At 38.7% G+C, this 20,515-nt stretch carries 9 protein-coding genes; all 9 read right to left on the reverse strand.

Translation table 11 applies throughout. The features are described 5' to 3' along the window. Window positions 1–1,397 (reverse strand): AMP-binding protein (locus tag HXY43_RS12945; protein ID WP_290883596.1); only part of this gene is annotated, 1,397 nt, incomplete at its 3' end. Window positions 1,398–1,695: 298 nt separating this feature from the next. Then, the gene (locus HXY43_RS12950) at window positions 1,696–3,105 is read right to left on the reverse strand and encodes a condensation domain-containing protein (RefSeq protein WP_290883597.1); all 1,410 of its coding nucleotides are present in this window, start codon (window positions 3,103–3,105) and stop codon (window positions 1,696–1,698) included. 7 nt (window positions 3,106–3,112) lie between these two features. Further along, window positions 3,113–8,950: a type I polyketide synthase gene (locus tag HXY43_RS12955; RefSeq protein ID WP_290883598.1), complete on the reverse strand. Its 5,838-nt coding sequence runs from the start codon at window positions 8,948–8,950 to the stop codon at window positions 3,113–3,115. A gap of 71 nt (window positions 8,951–9,021) precedes the next feature. After that, on the reverse strand, window positions 9,022–10,092 hold the full coding sequence (locus HXY43_RS12960; protein WP_290883599.1) for an HAD family hydrolase: 1,071 nt from the start codon (window positions 10,090–10,092) through the stop codon (window positions 9,022–9,024). Window positions 10,093–10,095: 3 nt separating this feature from the next. Continuing rightward, window positions 10,096–11,280: an acyl-CoA dehydrogenase family protein gene (locus tag HXY43_RS12965; RefSeq protein WP_290883600.1), complete on the reverse strand. Its 1,185-nt coding sequence runs from the start codon at window positions 11,278–11,280 to the stop codon at window positions 10,096–10,098. A gap of 40 nt (window positions 11,281–11,320) precedes the next feature. Beyond that, on the reverse strand, window positions 11,321–11,569 hold the full coding sequence (locus HXY43_RS12970; protein WP_026736228.1) for an acyl carrier protein: 249 nt from the start codon (window positions 11,567–11,569) through the stop codon (window positions 11,321–11,323). A gap of 19 nt (window positions 11,570–11,588) precedes the next feature. Next, a complete protein-coding gene (locus HXY43_RS12975; protein ID WP_290883601.1) occupies window positions 11,589–12,443 on the reverse strand; it encodes a 3-hydroxyacyl-CoA dehydrogenase NAD-binding domain-containing protein in 855 nt (284 codons plus the stop codon). Window positions 12,444–12,679: 236 nt separating this feature from the next. Then, window positions 12,680–14,086: an acyltransferase domain-containing protein gene (locus HXY43_RS12980; RefSeq protein ID WP_290883602.1), complete on the reverse strand. Its 1,407-nt coding sequence runs from the start codon at window positions 14,084–14,086 to the stop codon at window positions 12,680–12,682. A gap of 31 nt (window positions 14,087–14,117) precedes the next feature. After that, entirely contained in the window at window positions 14,118–19,508 is a 5,391-nt protein-coding gene (locus tag HXY43_RS12985) for a non-ribosomal peptide synthetase (RefSeq protein ID WP_290883603.1), read from the reverse strand. Window positions 19,509–20,515: the final 1,007 nt, after the last annotated feature.

Consider the following 20,515-nt stretch of genomic DNA (forward strand, 5'->3'; position numbering starts at 1 on the left):
AACTCATCAAATTGGGCATAAATATGATTGACTGCACCATCATGTCTGACTATTGCTCCCTTGGGCAGTCCTGTGGAACCTGATGTATACAGCATGTAAGCTGGATCGCCAGCATCATTCATCTGTTCTACATTATGGGTAGAGAGATTATAAAAATCAAACTTATTGTATATTTTTAACCCTGCGTTATTATCAAGAAGTGTACGTTCGGGAATTACATCATCTAAACAAATAATAGATGATAATTGCGAACAATCTTCTCGCAAGTCTGATAAGCTATTTAATAGCGAAAAATCTGTTAATAGACATCTCACTTCACTATTAGATAACATATATTCAATTCGATTTGGTGGGTAAGTACTATCAATGGGTACATATGCACCACCTGCCTTGTAGATCGCAAGGATAGCAACAAGGAAATTGATATCGCGGTCTTTAAAAATACCTACAAACTCTCCTTTGCAAACTCCTAATTTTTTCAATAATCCAGCTAGTTGATTAGCTTTTTCGTTTAACTCTTTATATGTGAGTTGAGCTTCTTTATGAACTACAGCTATATTGCTTGGAGTCTTAGATACTTGCTGTTCAAATAATTGATTGATTGTTTGCTCAACTGGATACTCTTTAATGTTATTATTATATTGTTTTAGCAACTGGTATTTATCGGAGTCTTTCAAGAAAACAATATCTGATATTTTAGTATCAACATTGTTGATAATACTTTCAAGAACATTAGTATAATATTTACTTATAAAGTTGATATTTTCATCTTTAAAAAGTTGTTCATTGTACTCTATATTAGCACTAATAATTTCACTGTTAATTAAAAAAGAAAACGTGATGTCATTATTGAGATTATTTAAATTGTTTTTGTTATGAATGTTTTCTAATAAAACTATGATATCAAACAATGGACAACGATTCGGACTTGTTGGTATTTCTAATAACTGAATTAATTCATCAAAATGATAGTTTTGATGACTATAAGCACCGATAACTGAATCTTGAACTTGAAACAAAAAATCTTTGAATGTAAGTTGAGATATTACCTGAGTACGCAGGGGAATAACTTTGCTATTTAAATCATTGGTACCAATTTTTTCATATATCGGTATTCCGACAATAACATCATTGTTTTGAGTGTATTTTTGCAGCAGTATATTCAATGCAGATACAAGTATCAAGTAAATTGAAAAGTAAGAACCTTTAGCTAGCTTAATGATTGCTTGAGATAAATCATGCGATAAATCAAAGCTAAGAGACTTATTTTTAGTACTATAAACTGAAGGTCTTATATAGTCCAGAATCAGATTTGTTTCTGGCAGTTCTCCTGATAATTTATTTATCCAATAAATCTTTTTAGAAAATAATTTATTTGTGCGTAAATGCATACCCATTTTTTCTCCTTGTCGCCAAGTAATTGTTAAGTTGTAAATATGATTATGTCAATGGGATTTGGTATTCACTTACTCATTAGAAGAGTTTCTGATCGTAAAACATCATGAAACAGGGTGGGCATATCAATTATTAAAGGTAGAAAAGTTTTAATTCCTGTATCATTATGCTGTGTTAACAGTTTAACTACACAGAGCGAAAGTCCAATCAAATAAGTAAGTAGGCGGAAATAAACATCACTATGTTAGGTAATATAAAATTGCTGAAACCCTTACTAATGACAAAGGAAAAATGACGCTCCTAACTAGTTAACCGTATTTGTGCCGACCTACTGAATGCTTCTTTTTCTAACATTGAAGTAACTTCTTGCTCTTCTGGTGTCAAAAATGCTAAGTCTTTAATTTTGACATTAGGATTAGTTATCATCTGTTGCACGAGCATTTCAATATCTTCGAGTATTCCGGCAATAGTATCAGTATCAAATCTTCTAGAATCATAGGAGAAAGCTATTAATAACTCTTCATTTGGGTAGACAACTAAATTCAGAGGGTAGTTATTTCTGTAATACAATTCAGTATATTGAATTTCTAAATTTATCTTACATTCTTGTAAAAATTGGCTGACTGGAAAGTTTTCAATCACCACAATACTTTCAAATAAAGTTAAGTTTCGCGGTACTTCACTCCATCCATGAATTTCCGTCAATGGAGTATATTCATAGTCACGTGCTTCAACCAGTTGAGTCTGTAAATGCTGTAGCCATGACAACAAAGGCTGTTCAATATCTATCTGGACATAGATTGGCAATGTATTAACAAACATACCAACCATTGACTCTGCTCCCTCCAAATCTACCGGGCGTCCAGTAACAGTACAGCCATATAGTATGTTGTTGCGTCTGGTATAGCGGTTGAGGAGAATAACCCAGATACCGTTAACTATGGTAGCGAGGGTAAGACGATGTTGTATCGCCAAGGACTGTATTGCCTGTGTGCTTGTTGATGATAGCTTAATTCTTTCTTCATCGTACCTTTCTTCCTGAGTAGACAATTGATCCATTTTTTCTATGTAAGTGAGAGGAGTTGGTGCTTTAACACCTTGTAATGCTTGTCGCCAAAAAATTTCGGCTCTAGATATGTCCTGCTGCTGCAACCAGTCAACGTAGTCTCTAAAAGGACGAGTAGGTGCTAAAGATATTTCTTTATTCTGAGAAAGTGCTTTATAAATTTGCACAAAATCCTGGATTATTAGCGGGCCTGTCCAACCATCTATAATGATGAAGTGATAGCTCCAAATACATTGATAGTAGTCATCAGCAAGACGAATTAAAGTTTGACGCATCAGACATGGCTGGGAAAAGTCAAAACCTTGCTTGCGATCGCTGAGAATAAAAGATTCTAATTGTTTTTTTTGTTCAACTGGCTCCAGATTACGCCAGTCATGCTGATTTAGGGGTACTTTTACTTGTTTGTATACAACTTGTAGTGGGGTTTCAGCTTCTTTCCAATAAAATCCAGTACGTAAAATTGTGTGTCTATCAACTACAAGTTGCCAAGCCTTTTCAAAGGCATCGATATCAGGATTGCCACGCAAAGTGAAGATATGCTGGAAAAAATATAGTGCAGATTGTTCAGAATATAAACAATGGAAGAGAATGCCCTTTTGTACAGGGGTGAGTTCGTATATATCTTCAATATTTTCTGCTTTCATTTATTTTTTACTCACTTGTTTGGTTAATTCTTGCTAGGAACTGATCCAATTTTTGTTTGTTCAAGTTAGCTTTTGGAAAGTCGGAAGGTGTATACATTACTGTTTCAATAGACTGACACTTAACAATCAGCGAGCGCAATGCTTCTAGAAAATTATTTGCCAAATTTTCAATTGTTTCTCGCCGATGAATTGCTTGGTTGTATATCAAATTAAATTGCAATTCATCTTTAACAACAATTCCATTAATCTCTAGCAAATAAACTCTGTTGGTAGGTGTACTATAGCTGAGTCCTTTCGACTTTTGGGGGAGACAAAATAAAGACAGCTCTGAAATCATTTGGTCATATTGACCTAAGTAGTTGAAACTCACTTCACTCTGAGGAAAAGCTTGCAGTTTCGATTGGATCTCCTGCTCGCTGCTCAAGTACTGTAGTATGCCATAGCCGATACCAGTGTTCGGAATGCTACGCAAATACTCTTTTATTGTGATTAGTGAATCTCCTAGGTCTGAAGATTCTGTTGTATCCAAAATCACTGGAAAATAAGTAGTAAACAAACCAACAGTACGGGATAGATTTATATCTTTGAAGATTTTTTCTCTACCATTACCTCTAATATCCACCCGCAGTTTCCGTTCTCCCGTCCATTTTGCAAAAGCTTGCACCAAAGCTGTGAGTAACACATCATTGATTTGAGTATTATAGGCTTTGTGTATCTCCTCCAGTAGAGCTTTTGTTTCTTGTTTATTTAGACAAACTGATACTATATCTGCATTAGCTGCTGTATTATCACCTGTTGAATAGTCAACAGGTAAGCGGCTAAATGGTTTTTGCATTTCTTGGAGCCAATAGTCCCGTTCTGGGATCATTTCTGAAGATTCAGCATACTCTTGTAGACATTCTACCCACTGCATATATGAGGTAGTATTATCTGGCAAATGTATCGCCTTGCCCTGACTGATTTGCTGATAAGCTGTTTGCAAGTCTTCTAGCAAAATTTGCCAAGAGACACTATCAACTGCAAGGTGATGAATGATAATTAGCAGGTAGCTAGTTTGTTGTGGCGCTAGGTCAAAGAAGGCAAACCGTACAAGTGAACCTTCAAATAGGTTCAAACTTGCCTCTAGTTCCGCAGCTTGTGATTCTATCGCGAGTTCTCGCTCAATTTCTGGTATTGTCGACAAATCTACTCGTTTCAATTCAATAGTATCATGAAAACTGGCATAACTTTGTTGCCAGCCAGATTCTGTTTGGATAAAACGTAGGCGAAATGCATCATGATGTTGAATCAAATGCTGTAAAGCCTGCTCTAACAAATTGGGATCGCATATTTGCTGCATTTCCAGTAGCAAAGACTGGTTGCAATGATGTATATCGGGCTGGTTTTGCGTCAGGAACCTATGCTGAATCGGTGTAAGGTGTAACTCTTGTGTTTCTAAATCTTGCTCAGCTTGGATGGTTTGAATAATAGATAAGTTTGCCGCTAATTCATCAATTGTCTGGTGTTGAAAAAACTGTTGAGCTGTTAATTTCAAGCCTACTTGATTAGCTTTGGCAGCGATTTGAATCGCGGTTATGGAATTTCCACCCAACTCAAAAAAGTTGTCATAGATACCTATCCGATCAATTCCAATAACTTGCTGCCAGAGATCGGCTAGCATTCGCTCGATTTCGTTACGGGGAGGTATGTAATCATTTCCTAGATTAGGGCGGGGATGATTTGCTTTAGAGGGATTTAGTAAAGATAATTTTTCCTCCAAAAGCGTTAATCCCTCTTCCAAATACTGAAAAGAATTATTCTGCTCAATTACAGCTTGGAAATCTTGTGTTGATACAACAACTTGGGATAACCTACATTGCAGAATGCGATTAAAAGCATCAACACCTTCTTGAGGCAATATCCCTTTTTTTAGACTTTCTCCACGCCCTTGTCTAATTTCGCTTGGCATTACAGTCTTAACTGCCATCCCTACTTCTTGCCAAGCATCCCAATTTATCGATACTGTGAGTTGAGCAAATGTGGAATTATTACGGTGAGCATAAGCATCTAGAAAGGCATTGGCTGCACAATAATCTACCTGCCCAAATTCACCTAATATAGAAGTTTTGGATGAAAAAAGCACAAATAAATCTAGATTTATATTCTTTAAAATCTCTCCCAAGACTAATGTGCCTTTAACTTTTGGTGCTAATACATTGGTTGCCATATCCCGCGTCTTGAGTTGGATGACACCACCACCAGCAATACCAGCCGCATGGATGACACCATTAATTTGACCAAATTTCTGTAATGCTTGAGCAATTACCGCCTGCATTTGCTCGGAATTGGTTACATCGGCATTTTTGACCTCAACTTGTGCTCCCAATTCTTCAAGTCTTAGCACTTTTTGTATCTTACGACTGACAGCATCTTCGCTATCATGATTTACTAGCCATTGTTCCCACTCGGAACGCTCAGGTAGTCCCCCTCGCCCGATTAGTATTAACTTAGCTTGTAATGTTTTTGCTAGATGTTCTGCCAATACTAAACCAATGTCTCCGAGTCCACCAGTAATTAAGTAAACTCCACCTTCTCTTAACTTAGTTTTGCCTGCAATGCGCTCATCTAACGGGATAGCTTCAAAGGTTTGAATCCAACGGTGATATCCACGATAGGCAACTATCTCATTAGTCTGTTGTAATGTTAATTCTGCTACCAGGTTATCTATGAGTTTTGATGATAAAGGGGTTTGAGCAGAATGCATCACTACATCAACACTACTGCAATTGATGTTCGGATATTCCTTGGGAATTACCTTGCATGGCCCTAATACCGTAGCCTTCTGTGGGCATAAACTTTCATCGCCAATTACATTATGGATATTGCTGGTTACAACTATCAGCTTTAAGGAATCCGAAATATTTTGTCTTCCTATTGCTTGTGCTAAAAACAGCAGGCTATAGAAGTCAAGATACTGCAAATCTTCTAACAATTCTGGCTCATTGTTGAGCAAAGTATCATTCGGCGTAACACTCCAAAAATGGGCGATCGCATTTGGCTTAAAATCCTGATTTTTAAGTTCCTGTAACAACACATCATAGTCGTCTGGTTGCTGGGGATTGATGACATACATCCGGTCATTGAGCTTACTAAACTGTTCACCCATCTGCACGGTGATGACATCTTGATCCTGCTGTTCCAGTCGTTTGGCAAATTCGGCACCTACTCCATAGCTATCCACAAAGACCAAGCAATGCAACTTTTGCTTTGTCAGTTCTTCTGCTTGGAAAAACTCAAGTGGCATGGATTGTTTCCATACTGGAATATAAAACCAGTCAGCTATATTTGGTTTTTTGTCTAACGATCGCTGCCATGCTGTTTCTAAGGTAGATGAGGAGTCTAACTCAATAGAATAACGCTGATTTTCAACAGGATGACTCGATGAATTTTGCTCTAATGATTCCTGGGAGGCTGTTGACTCAAGCCAGTAACGCTGACGCTCAAAAGGATAGGTTGGTAAGGGAAGGCGATGACGGCGTTCATTGGCGTAAAAACCTGACCAATCAATCTTGATTCCCAACATCCACAGCCGACCCAAGGTGTTGAGTAAAAATGCTACATTTGAATGCTGCTCATGAGGATGGGGTATTGAAGTCAGCACAGTCAATTCTTCTGTATTCCAAGTCTCTCCACAACCAATTTCCAGTAGAATTCGCTGAGTGTCTTTAACTAACTCGCTAATTCCTTCATTAAAACGTACTGCTTCCTGCCGTTGTGCCCAATAGTTAGGGTCTATTGCTTCAGCTTGAGTAATCCAAGTTCCACTAACATTAGATATGAATGGAATTGTCGGAGAATTGAGTTGAATTTTTTGTAACAACTCAGTGGAAAACTCTTTCGCTACCAGTGCAAGGGCATCTTCAAGGGAAAAAACTTCAGCTAGAGTAGCAGCGACGTACTCTCCAATACCATGCCCAATCATTGCTTGAGGGGAAATACCCCATGACATCCACAATTGAGCCAAAGCATACTCAATGACGAAGAGTGCGCTTTGAGCAAAGCAAGTTTGTTGGAGTTTCTCTACTGCGCTTTCCCGCTCAGATTCGCTTTTATAAATTACAGAACGCAAATCTAACTCTAGATGTGGTCTTAATATTAGGCAGCAGCGATCTACCTGTTCGCGAAACATCGGCTCAGTTTCGTAGAGTTCTTTGCCCATGTCTACATACAGCGCACCTTCTCCGGGAAATATGAAAGCAACGGAGTGAGTCCCTGACTCTTGAAATTGAGTTAAAACTCGTTGTGAGGATTGCTGATTCAATGCATCAATTGCATCTTGGGCATCGGAGCAAACTAATATTCGTCGATGACTAAAGTCTCTGCGCCCCACTTGCAAGGTATAAGCTACATCTGCAAGATTCAGATCGGGATGTAGCATTAGATGTTGGCTCAGATTTTGTGTAGCAGTTTCTAGCGCAGACTCGGTTTTGGCAGAGAGTACTAACAATTGCCAAGGACGGGAAGGACTAGAAGCTGGAAGTGTTGGGGCTTCTTCGAGAACCATATGGGCATTTGTTCCCCCCATTCCTAAAGAGCTAACACCAGCGCGGCGTGGAGTCGAGCCTGTTTTCCATTGGGTTAGCTTTGTGTTGACATAAAAAGGACTATTAGCAAAATCAATTTGAGGATTGGGTTGCTCAAAGTTTAAGCTTGGTGGAATTAACTGATGTTTTAGAGCTAAAGCAGTCTTGATTAATCCTGCAACTCCAGCTGCTGCATCTAAATGACCAATATTGGTTTTGACTGAACCAATGGCACAGAAATTCTTTTTCTCAGTACTGGCACGAAAAACTTTGGTCAGCGCGGCAATTTCAATCGGATCGCCCAAAGCTGTGCCGCTACCATGAGCTTCAATATAGCTGATTGTCTCTGGTTCTACTTCTGCTAGCATTACCGCTTCGGCGATCGCTTCTGCTTGACCATCCACGCTAGGCGCTGTGTAGCCGACTTTCATGGAACCGTCGTTGTTAATTGCAGCACCTTTGATGACTGCATAAATACAGTCACCGTCGGCGATCGCATCTTTGACTCGCTTGAGAACAACAACTCCTACACCGTTACCAATAGTTGTTCCCTGCGCTTTGGCATCAAAAGCATAACAATGACCATCAGGTGATAGTGGCCCTCCTGGTTCATAAAAATAACCAGTTTTTTGTGGCAATCGGATGGAAACTCCTCCCGCCAATGCCATATCACATTGATAATTCTGCAAACTTTGGTACGCGAGGATAGTAGCAACTAATGATGTAGAACAAGCTGTTTGAACTGTAATACTTGGCCCAGTCAGATTTAATTTATAAGAAACACGGGTAGAGAGAAACCCTTTATCATTTCCAATCAACTTTTGGTATGATTGCGCTGACCCTAATTGGTCATTACTCAAATCAAAAGATAAATAATTATTTAAGCTAGCACCAGCATAAACACCAATTCTGCTTTCACATTTACTTGAATCGTAACCAGCATTCTCCAATGCTGACCAAGCGCATTCCAAAAACAGGCGATGTTGAGGATCTATTACTTCAACTTCTTTTGGATTAAGGTCAAAGAATGCAGCATCAAATAAATCAATATTTTCTAAAACACCACCAACTTTGACATAATTGCTATCATTTACCAACGCCGGAGATACACCAGCAGCTATTAACTCTTCATCTGTAAATAAGGATAATGACTCCACGCCATCTTGTAAGTTTTTCCAAAAAGATTCTATGCTGATGGCTCCTGGAAAACGCCCTGCCATCCCAATAATAGCAATTCCTTCCATTAATTCATAAGTTTTTTCATTATCATCTTTTTTATTCATATAATTTAACCACTTCAAAGTTGTGACTCTATCCTTACCAATATTAAAAATTTAAAATTTCATCTAGCCAATTAATCAATTACTTGAAATGTGACATATGAAGGCACATCTTGAATTCGAGTTAAATCATTTTCCAAAATAACTGAATCGCCATTCTTATCAATTTCTTTAAAACCTGCAAATTTATAAGATATATACATCATTCTGTTGCGGTCATTTGGTATAAACTCTGCCAAAAGACGGACATTATTGCTTTGAGCCAGACTCATGACATGATTTAACATAATTGTCCCGACTCCCCTCGACATGACGCGACAGGACATCAGTAAAAGCTTGATTGTCCATATTTCTGCTTGGCATTCGATCAGAACTAAACCTATTTTTCCGTAGCTGCCATACTTATCTTCCAGACTGGCAATTAGCAGTTTATGGTTTTCTGATTGCCGAAAATGATTGAGTTCGTCATAGGAGTAGGTATAACCAGTTGTATTCAATTGGTTAGTTCGTAATGTTAATTCTTCTGCACGCTGCAAGTCTTCTTCTTTTGCAGAGGATATTGTGAAATTCATATTCAGAGTAGCTAAGAATTCGTCTGCTGTGCCAACAAATTCTTTTTCTGCATTTTGACGCTCTATATCACTAATATACATCAATCTTCTAATTCGTGAATCTTCCGTAACAAAACGAGGATTCATGACAGGCATATCTAAAATTTCTGCTATTGCATCTGCGTTTATACAGAGAATTTCTGGCAGAGTAAATTTTACTTCTTCTAGTTCAAATAATTGGTCATCAACAAAAGCGATCGCATCCAGACCAATATTCAATAACCTAGCAATTTCTTTGAGGGAAGAAGCTTTAGAACTCCAATTAATTTGGGGATATAAAAAATACTCTTTTAAACCAAATTCTTCTAGTTTGGCTATTGCCGTAGCACGTTCGTTCTTACTAGCTATGGATTGTAGGATACCACGACTATCTAAAGTCTGAATAAGATTTACTATATTTTCTCGTAGAGAAACTTTCTCATCTTCTAGCAGAACTCCGTGCCATAAAGTATTATCTAAATCCCAAACGACACATTTAATAAACTTTTTATCTTTTTGTTTGCTATTTACATTTTGTTCTTTAGTGCTAACCATATCTTAAATCCTTTCTGCTAATTTCTTTTCCAAGCCAGTAGGTAAACTTGAAAAAAGATAATCTTGATAACCTGACTCTGCAATAGTAATTTCTTGAATTTGAGTACTACCTTCAATGATTTCCATAATTTTAGAATCTCGCAAATACCTTTCAACTGGGTACTCACTACTACAACCATTGCCACCATGTATTTGTACGGCATCATTTGCTATTTTGGTAGCTGCTGTGGATGCAAAGTACTTCGCAATAGAAGTCTCTATAATCGAGTTTGGATCGTTAATCTCTTTGAGATAACCAGCTTGATAACACAACAATCTTGCTGCTTTGGTGTTAGTTATCATCTGAGTAATCTTTTGGCGAATTAATTGATGTTCTTTAAGATAAACACCAAACTGTTTTCGCTCGTTTGTATACTTAATACAAGCTTCCAAACATGCTTGAGCAATACCTACACAACCTGATGCTACGCTATATCGACCATAATCAAGTGCAGAAGAAGCAATGTAGGAAAATCCAAATCCTAATTTACCTACTAAATTTTCTAAAGAAACGTGACAGTTATCAAACTGCAATTCTGCTGACATTGAAGCCCTAACACCTAAAATACCAGACATTGGTTTGACTGACAGTCCTGGGCTATTTTTTTCAACTAAAAAAGCACCTGCTTTTCCCTCACATTTAGCAAAGACCAAAAATACATCTGCTATTTGTCCATAGGTAATCCATTTCTTTTGCCCATTTAAGACATAGGCATCACCAGCAAGCGTTGCTGTTGTTTCTACACTTTTGGCATCGCTACCTACATTCGGTTCGCTTAATGCAAAAGCAGCGATGATTTCTCCAGATGCAAATTTGGGAAGCCAATACTCTTTTTGAGACTTATTACCCCATTTACACAAAGCATGAACAACCATGTTGTGAACTGTTAGCAAACTCCGCACAGAAGAACATCCCCGTCCAATTTCTTCGTTGAGTATGCCATAGGTAATCATGTCCATTCCTTTACCACCATATTCTTGGGGTAATATGGCACCAAGAAAACCACGTTCAGCTATTTTGTTAATTAATTTTGGTGGAGTAAATTCTTTCCTATCCCATTCTCCAGCATGAGGACATATTTCTTGATTAACAAAAGCTCTAAATTCAGCTTGAGCGTTTTTTTGTTGAGCAGATAGTTCTAGTTTCATAATACCATTTCTGCCACAGAAAATGGCAATTTATATTTTATTACTGCACAAGAATAGCAGTTTTACGTGCAATTAAATTGGCGATAGAGTTGATGGTGCGGAAATTTTCAAATTCTAAGTCCTCGTTTTCAATGGCAATTTGAAACTCTTGCTCTACAAACAAAACAAGTTGCATAGCAAACATAGAATTGACAAAACCTAGAGCAAAAATGTCTTCATCTGGTTGTAAATCATGATTGCCGAAAAATTTGTCAAGGAAAGTTTTGATTTTAGCTTGAATTTCGTTCATTAGTCTTGATTATTCCTATTTATTGATATACGTAAAATCCTTTACCACTTTTTCTACCATGCAATCCTGCATCCACCATTTTTTTGAGTAAGGGGCATGGTCTGTACTTACTATCGTTAAAGTTTTCGTACAAGACTTCGATAGAAAATAAAATGGTGTCTAGCCCAATCAAATCTGCTGTTTCTAAAGGGCCCATTTTGTGACCGAAACAGCCTTTAAATATTTTGTCTACATCTTCTGCTGTAGCAACTTGATCTTGTAACAGAAAAACAGCTTCGTTAATAGTTAACATCAACACGCGGTTGGAAACAAAACCAGGTGAATCATTGACAATGATGCATTCTTTACCCATCTGAGCTAGCATTTTTTTTGCTATCTCAATTGTTGCGTCAGAGGTATGATACCCACGAATCATCTCCACCATCGGTTTCATTGGTACAGGATTCATAAAGTGGATACCAACAACTTTATCAGCACGTTTGGTAACTGAAGCAATGCGGGTAATGGGAATTGCTGATGTGTTAGCAGCGAATACGCAATCTGCTGGACAGATAGAATCTAATCGGGGATATACCTCTCTTTTAATATCCCATTTTTCTGTGACGTTTTCTACTATAAAATCTGCATTTTCTAAAATTTTATAGTTTGTAGAAAACTCTATTTTTTCGATGATACCATCTGGAGTTTCTGGGCGATCGCTTTTTTTGAAAAAAGCCTGAAAGCGGATATTATTTCTGATTTCCTGTTTAGCTTTATCCAGAATATCTTCAGAAATATCTACTAGAATAACTTGATGACCTGTTTGAGCAAGGTTTTGTGCAACCCCTATTCCCATTACCCCTGCACCAACAATGCCTACTGTTTGAATGTTCATAGTTTCAACTCATTTCTACTTGGATATTTGGACTTAAACGAACCGCAAAGACGCAAAGGACACAAAGAGAAGAGGCTTTTAGAGAGATTTTGCGTGGAGTATCCACTTTTTGAAAAAAATAAGACAAATGCTCTAATAAAATCTCTGGGCTCCTCTGTGTTTAAAAATTAAATCAAACATTTGGGAAGCTCCCACATTTTGTGTAAGTCTTAGTAATTAATGCGGTAGTATTTGCATTAAAAAAGATACGCAGGTAAAGGAATAGGATGAGGACGCTCGTGAGCATAAAATCTCGCCCAATCTATTTGCACTCCTGCTAACCAAAGCCTACCCAATGTTTTTAGTAAGAATGCTAAGTCTGGTTTTTTATCGTAGGAATATCTGAGAGAGGGTAAGATAATCTGACTGACTGCTGGATTATTTTCTATACATTGAAGTGCAAAGCTACCTAGAGTCTGTCCAGGGCCTACTTCCAACAAAATTGGATACAGTTTTTTCCACAACTCTTGCATACCCGGAGCAAACAACACGGGTTGACACAGATGCTTAACCCAATAATCGGGATTTGTGGCTGATGCTGCTGTTATCCAAGTTCCTGTGACGTTAGATATATAAGGAATTTTTGGTGGTTGGAGGTTAAATGTTTTTACCAACTCACGTAAGTCAGAGGTAGCACCTTCCATCATATGAGAGTGAAAAGCATGAGAAGTTTCCAGACGGCGACAAGCTAAACCTTTTTTAGTTAACTGTTGTTCCAAAGCTTCTATAGCATTGGTTTCACCTGCGATTACACGCATGGATGGCCCGTTAACCGCAGAGAGTGAGAGTTTGTCATTGAGTAGGGGAGATATCTCTGTTTGCGAAAGTGGAACTGCAAGCATTGCTCCACCTGGCAACTTTTGAATCATCTGCGCTCTTGCAGCAATCAGTGTTAAACCCTCTTCTAGGGATAAAACCCCTGCCAAAGTCGCTGCTACATATTCACCAATGCTGTAGCCAATCATTGCCACAGGACCAATTCCCCAGGATATCAATAACTGTGCTAAGGCATATTCAATGACAAAAATGGCTGGTTGAGCGAGGTGAGTTTGATTGAGTAAAGATGTTGCAGCTACTATCTTTGCATCGGTTTGTGTCTGGCTGCGACCTAACATTTTTCGCAAATCCAAACCTTGAGAATTTTCTTGAGGCAATTGTTGGTCTTGTTGAGAACCTCTGTGTGGATAGATTACATCTCGCAAATCTCGATCGAGAAGGAGTTTAAGAAATTCACAACAGTAGTCAACTCGATCCCGAAATACGGGTTCAACTTGGTAAAGTTCCCAAGCCATGTTGACATAATGAGTACCAAGTCCAGGAAACATAAAGGCTACAGGACGTTCTTTTGTTTCTTGGATGTTGGTAAGGAAGCGTCTTGGATCTTCAAGTGCAGCGATCGCATCTTCTATATCCCGACAAACAACCATCCGCCGATGCTTAAAAGCCTGTTGTTCGCGTTGCAATGTATGAGCCACATCCGCAAGGTTAAAGTCACGATGCTGTCTCAAGTAATCTGCAAGGTTTACAGTCGCAGTTTTTAGTGCTGAGTCAGTATGAGCAGAAAGTACTAATAATTGCCAAGGACGAGAAATGCTAGTAAGCATTGTTTACAAACTCCAAAATTTTCACTCACCATCAGCGAGAATTATTTCTTGATTTCCTGATCAGTAATTGTTTTTGTTGCTGACGCGCTTCTATCTGCTTTTGCACGCGTTGGCGCAGCCTCTCCAAAGGAGAATCGCGCATCGGTTCAAAAATAGATTTTTCTTTTGTTTGTTTACTTAAATATTCCGCTAAGGAGTAAATAGTTGGATTTTGAAACATCGTCACTACTGATATATCTTGCTGCAAAATTGCACGCAGTTTGTTATTTACTTGCAGTATCAGTAGTGAATGTCCACCAAGGTCAAAGAAATTATCATGAATACCTACTTTATCTAAATGCAGTACTTCTTGCCAAAACTTTGCAATCTGCTGTTCCATTTCAGACTGGGGTGGCTGAAAAGATGCTGTTAACTCTGGACGCAGATTTTCAGGTGCTTTTAATGCACGTCGATCTACTTTGCCGTTGGGTGTCAAAGGTAAAGCATCTAACCCGACAAAGGCAGAAGGAAGCATATATTCGGGCAGTTTTTCTTTGAGAAATCCCCGTAGTTCATTTACAGAAGGGGTAGCGTTCCCATGAGTAACTAGATATGCAACTAGACGACAGTCATTTGGTATATCTTCCCTAGCTACTACTACCGTTTCTCGTACCTGTGGGTGTTGCTCTAATAAAGCTTCAATTTCTCCTAGTTCAATACGGAAACCGCGAATTTTTACTTGATGGTCAATTCTGCCCAAAAATTCAATCTTGCCATCTGCTAGGTAACGTGCTAAGTCTCCAGTTTTATAAAGGCGTTTTCCTGATTCAAAAGGACTAGGAATAAACTTTTCTCCAGTTAACTCAGGTCTATTCCAATAACCTCGCGCCAGCCCAACGCCACCAATATGCAATTCACCTGGAACTCCGACAGGAACTAATTGCTGATGTGGATCTAAGATATAGAATTGGGTGTTGGCAATGGGACGACCAATAGAACTAACACCCTGCTGTTGCTCTTGAGAGTTTACCTTTTGTACTGCCGACCAAATAGTGGTTTCTGTAGGGCCATATAAGTTCCAAACTTCTTGACCTCGTTCTAGTAACTGATAGGCAAGTGAAGAGTCGAGGGCTTCACCACCACAAAGAATTTTCATGGTATTCTTGCTCTGCCACCCAGCAGCTACCAGCATTCTCCAAGTAGCAGGGGTGGCTTGCATAACTGTGACACCATTGGAGACTAACTGTTTTAACAACTGGATGCCATCGGTGACAACCTCTCGATTGACTAATACTAAACGAGCGCCAACAATCAGTGGCAGATACAATTCTAGTGCTGCAATGTCAAAAGATAACGTGGTGACAGATAGGAGAATATCTTCCTTCGCTAGTCCTGGAATTTGACGCATGGTACTTAAGAAGTTAACCACAGCGCTGTGGGGAATTTGTACTCCTTTAGGTTTTCCCGTAGACCCAGATGTATAAATTACATATGCTAAATTTTCTGATCTGGCATTACAGACTAGATTTTCTGGGCTGTAATCAGCAAATGCTGTACTGTCGGTGTCGATACATACTAGTTGTGCCGAATGTGGTGGCAAGTCATTAACTAAATGAGCATGTGCTAACAATACCGACACCTGAGAATCTGCCAAGGTAAAAGCTAAGCGTTCTTTTGGATAGGCTGGATCTAGGGGCATATAAGCACCCCCTGCCTTCATAATGGCTAGTAATCCTACTACCATTTCAATAGAGCGCTCCATACAGATACCAACCATAACATCTGGCTTCACGCCTAGCTGCTGCAAGTAACGTGCTAGCTGATTTGCTCGATTGTTTAACTCTCGGTAAGTTATTTGTTGCTTTACTCTGCGAGAAGCCGCGCTATGCGCGTCTACAAAGATAACAGCAATGTCAGACGGCGTTTTCTCTACCTGTGCTTCAAACAGTTGATGAATGCATTTATCTTGTGGATAGTCTGTCTTAGTATCATTCCACTCAACTAGTAACTGCTGGACTTCAGGTGGCGTTAATAGTTGCAATTGTGAAATACATTGTTCAGGATTGCTAACGATGCTTGACAGTAAAGTCTGGTAATGTCTCAGTATCCGGGTAATGGTATCCGCATCAAATAAATCTGTGTTGTACTCGCAAGTCGCAACTAACCCTTGCTCGGAATCCTCCATGAACAATGTCAAATCAAATTTAGATCTGCCGTTGTAACCTTCCTCATAAGTCATTGATACATCCGATAGACTTAGATTGGGTTTGGGCACATTCTGGAGAACGAACATCACCTGAAATAGTGGATTGTAGCTCAAGTCTCTGCTTGGTTGTAGTTCTTCTACTAACTTTTCAAAAGGTAAGTCTTGATGAACGTAAGCTTCTAAAGCAGTTGATTTCACCCGCGCTAACAAATCCTGAAAACTCAGGTCGTCAGATAAGTCTGTACGCAATACTAAGACATTGACAAAAAATCCTATTAATGACTCTATTTCTGCTCTGTTACGATTGGCAATTGGCGAACCAACTAAAATATCAGTCTGACCTGTGTAGCGATACAGCAAGATTTTGAAGGCTGTAAGCAAGGTCATAAACAGAGTTACTCCCTGCTGACGGCTCAAATTCTTCAGTTCTTTTTTCAGGGTACGGGAAAGAACTAATTTCGCTTGAGCGCCTTTGAAGGTTTGCAGTGGCGATCGCGTCCGGTCAGTAGGCAGATTCAATACAGTCAGTTCACCCTGCAATTTTTGTTGCCAATAAGTCAATAACGGTTGAATGCGTTCGCAATTAATCCATTTTCGTTGCCAATTGACAAAATCTCTATACTGAATAGGTAATTCAGAAAGTGGTGAGAGTTTGCCTGTGGAGAATGCTTCATATAGTGCAGCTAGTTCTTTGATCAGAACACCGATAGACCAACCATCTGCAATTATATGATGTAAGGTGATAATTAAATGATAGTTTTTGTCATTTAATTGTAAAATTTTAGCACGTAAAAGCGATTGAGCAGATAAGTCAAAAGGCTGCTGTGCTAATTCTGTAGCCAAACGTTTTGCTGCGCTATTGCGTTCGCTTGTCTTAAGCGAACGTAAATCTTCAATCGCCAAAGTTAAGGGTACAGCTTGATTGATAACTTGAACGGGTTGTCCATCTACCACTGTAAAGCTTGTTCGTAATACTTCGTGTCGTCTAATAATTTCGTTAAGACTATCTTCTAAGACTGCTAAGTTAACACAGCCTTTGAGGCTAATAACTATAGGAATATTATATGTAGGAGTATCGGGAGTTAGCTGATTGATAAACCACAATCCTTGCTGAGCAAAAGATAGAGGATGCATAGATGTATCTCTCTGTTGTTGGATAAGAGATACTGACGGTAATCCGTCTGTCGTCATTTGAGCCAGTATCTTGGTGACGAGCGATCGCGCACTCATCCCTTCAAAGAAGTCTGCTACGGATACTTCAACTTCTAAGTCAACCTCAATCCGATTTTTCAACTCAAATACTTTTAAAGAATCAAGTCCGAGAGTGCTTAATGGTTCTTCCGGATTGATATCATCTGGTGCGATTGAAAGTACTCCTGCCAAGATTTCAATCAGATATGGTTCTAAAAGTGGTTGACATTCCCTTGGAGAAAGTGCCAAAAGTTCAGAACGCTGTAATCGAGTTTCCTTTCTTGCAATATCACTAATTTTGAGAATGCTGCTTCCAACTACATTTAGTTCATCTTTCTCAAACCGACTGCGAGTTGCACGTCTTTGAATCTTACCACTGGAAGTTTTGGGAATACTACCTGGTTTAATCAAAACCACAGCATAAACTTGTACCTCATGCTCTTCAGTAACCGCTTGGCGAATTGCAGAGATCGCTTCTTCTAAATTTGGCTTAGCGCGAAACTCCAATTCTTGTACAACTACCAGCCGTTCTTCGTTGTTAACCTCTACTGTAAATGCTGCATTAGCACCGGAACGCAGGGATGGATGACTGCGTTCTGCGGTTAATTCTATATCCTGCGGGTAAAGATTGCGACCTCGAATAATAATTAAATCTTTAGCTCTACCTGTGATGAAAAGCTCTCCATCCTGCAAAAAACCTAAATCTCCCGTCCGCAGGAATGGCCCTTCTCCTGTATCTGATAGATAAGCATGAAAGGTTTCTTCTGTCTCCTGAGAACGATTCCAGTAACCTTGACCAACACTCGGCCCAGATACCCAAATTTCCCCAACTTCCCCAGGTTGACAACTACTGAGCGTATCTAGATTTGCAATGACTACCTTCTGTTCTGGTATGACTCGACCGCAACTGACGAAATGGTAGACATCCTCTTGTTTGGTAGTTGATTCGACTATCCGATGAGATTCTAAAGTAGATTTCTGGACTGTTTTGATAATTGGTGCTGTTGCTTTGTGCACACCAGAAACCATCAGAGTTGTTTCAGCCATTCCGTAACAAGGGTAGAAGGCCTCCTTACGGAAGCCACAGTCTGCAAAATATAAAGCAAACCGCTCTAAAGTTTCATGCCTAACTGGTTCAGCGCCGTTAAATGCGACACTCCAACTACTCAAGTCAAGAGTTTCTTTTTGTTGTTGAGTAATTTTTTGAGTACACAACTCATATGCAAAGTTGGGAGCACCACTAGTTGTACCTTGATAGTGAGAAATAGCTTGCAACCAACGATAAGGGCGTTGGAGAAAGGAAGTTGGAGGCATGAAGATGCAAGGAAAACCTCCATACAAAGGTTGCAATATTCCACCAATCAAACCCATATCATGGTAAGTCGGCAACCATGAGATAAACTTACTCTCAGCTGAATGCTCCATGAATTGGTAGGTGGTGGCAGCATTGTGTAGTAGGTTTCCATGACTAATCATTACACCTTTAGGCGTTCCTGTAGAACCGGAGGTGTATTGCAGAAAAGCTAAGGTATCTTGATGAATAGAAGGTTCTTGCCAAGTATCTTCTATTCCCTCTGCAAGATTATCGGTAGTCAGCCACTGTAAGGATTCTAGGTCAGTCTTTTCTGTCATTAAAGCTCGCACTGTAGGCAGGAGTTCTGTTGTGGTGAGAGCTATGGCTGCTTGTGCATCTGTGGAAATAGCCTTTATTCTTGGTGTGTTGCGCTCGTTTCGAGGGGGATATGCAGTTACAGCCACAACTCCCGCATATAAGCAACCGAAAAAAGCAATTAAAAAATCAAGTCCTGCTGGATAAAGTAGTAAGGCTCGTTCTCCAGATAAACCATTAGCCTGTAATTGAGCAGCAATTTTACGGGAACGCTTATCTAGTTCTTGATAGGTTAGTGTAGCTCGTTCTGTTTCCCCATCCAGCAAGAAGATAAAAGCATCTCTATGAGGCTGGGTAGAGCTTCTTAAACGCAAGAGTTCAACAAATGTAGAACAGTTACCAAAAGGTTCAATGAAGCTATGAGAAAATTTACTCATTTTTATTTTCAACAGTTTCAATACAACCCTGATGCACTACTGCACTGCTGCCCTTCTTCTCACTTGGACAAGAGAAAAACAAAGAGCAAATCCTTAATCTCCGTACAAAATTTCAGTTTGAATGACTATGAATGACTACGTTCTCCATTTTTGGCAAATACCTAAATTCTTCGACTCACGGAGAGAACGCTTAATTATTGATGTGCTACACAAATCTTAATGTAGTTTACTTATCGTTCAATCTCACCGTAAATGGCATTAATAGTGTTTAAGTGTTTATCTAACCACGCGAACACATCTAAAAAGTTTGTGTTTTGTTACACGTACACTATGGAGTGCTTTCATCATATACCTCCAACCATCACTATTTCTCATTTACGAGAGTTATTAATTTCAAAATCTCAAGCCTGGTAGTCAACAAAACCAATGATTGTCAGTGAAGCTAGAGAAGTACATTTACTTCCTTAACTTTAGGTTTAAGCCTTTAATTAATTCAGTCAACCACTAGGATCGGCTAAACACTAAATTAATAGTGATTTACTTGGATAAATATTTAGATTATTGCAACTAATTTTTATTTACCCTTGATTACACTAACGAGAATTAGTAGCTTTAGCAATAGGATAGTTATAGATAATACATATCAAAATAAAGTAACTTATTAGATTAACTTATTGCATTTTTTTTATATCTTTAGATAGATGATAAAAGATGTATTGATTTTCATGTACCTCAAGAGAGATATCTAAGTTTTGTATAGGGCTACATCAATTTCGTCCTATTTAGAGCAAATTCGTAATTAAGGAAGCTATTTTGGCTTTTTGAAATACTTGCTGGAAAAGTAATTTTAGCTACTAAATACTATCTCTGATTATGTGTCAAGCAAATACCTGGTTTAAGAATAATTTTTGCTTGGCACCCATACTAAATAAAAAAAATTATTAATTATCTTGTGTCTTGCATCACTTCATAATATGATTCAACTAACTTAAATCTAAATAACAATT

Origin of the sequence: Fischerella sp., assembly GCF_013388695.1 — a bacterium.
Lineage (GTDB): Bacteria > Cyanobacteriota > Cyanobacteriia > Cyanobacteriales > Nostocaceae > PCC9605.

What these genes read in the sequence shown, in the direction of transcription:
- HXY43_RS12950 (WP_290883597.1), bottom strand. Translation starts at nt 3,105, where the DNA reads ATGAAAGCAGAAAATATTGAAGATATATACGAACTCACCCCTGTACAA.
- HXY43_RS12960 (WP_290883599.1), bottom strand. Translation starts at nt 10,092, where the DNA reads ATGGTTAGCACTAAAGAACAAAATGTAAATAGCAAACAAAAAGATAAA.
- HXY43_RS12985 (WP_290883603.1), bottom strand. Translation starts at nt 19,508, where the DNA reads ATGAGTAAATTTTCTCATAGCTTCATTGAACCTTTTGGTAACTGTTCT.
- HXY43_RS12975 (WP_290883601.1), bottom strand. Translation starts at nt 12,443, where the DNA reads ATGAACATTCAAACAGTAGGCATTGTTGGTGCAGGGGTAATGGGAATA.
- HXY43_RS12970 (WP_026736228.1), bottom strand. Translation starts at nt 11,569, where the DNA reads ATGAACGAAATTCAAGCTAAAATCAAAACTTTCCTTGACAAATTTTTC.
- HXY43_RS12980 (WP_290883602.1), bottom strand. Translation starts at nt 14,086, where the DNA reads ATGCTTACTAGCATTTCTCGTCCTTGGCAATTATTAGTACTTTCTGCT.
- HXY43_RS12955 (WP_290883598.1), bottom strand. Translation starts at nt 8,950, where the DNA reads ATGAATAAAAAAGATGATAATGAAAAAACTTATGAATTAATGGAAGGA.
- HXY43_RS12965 (WP_290883600.1), bottom strand. Translation starts at nt 11,280, where the DNA reads ATGAAACTAGAACTATCTGCTCAACAAAAAAACGCTCAAGCTGAATTT.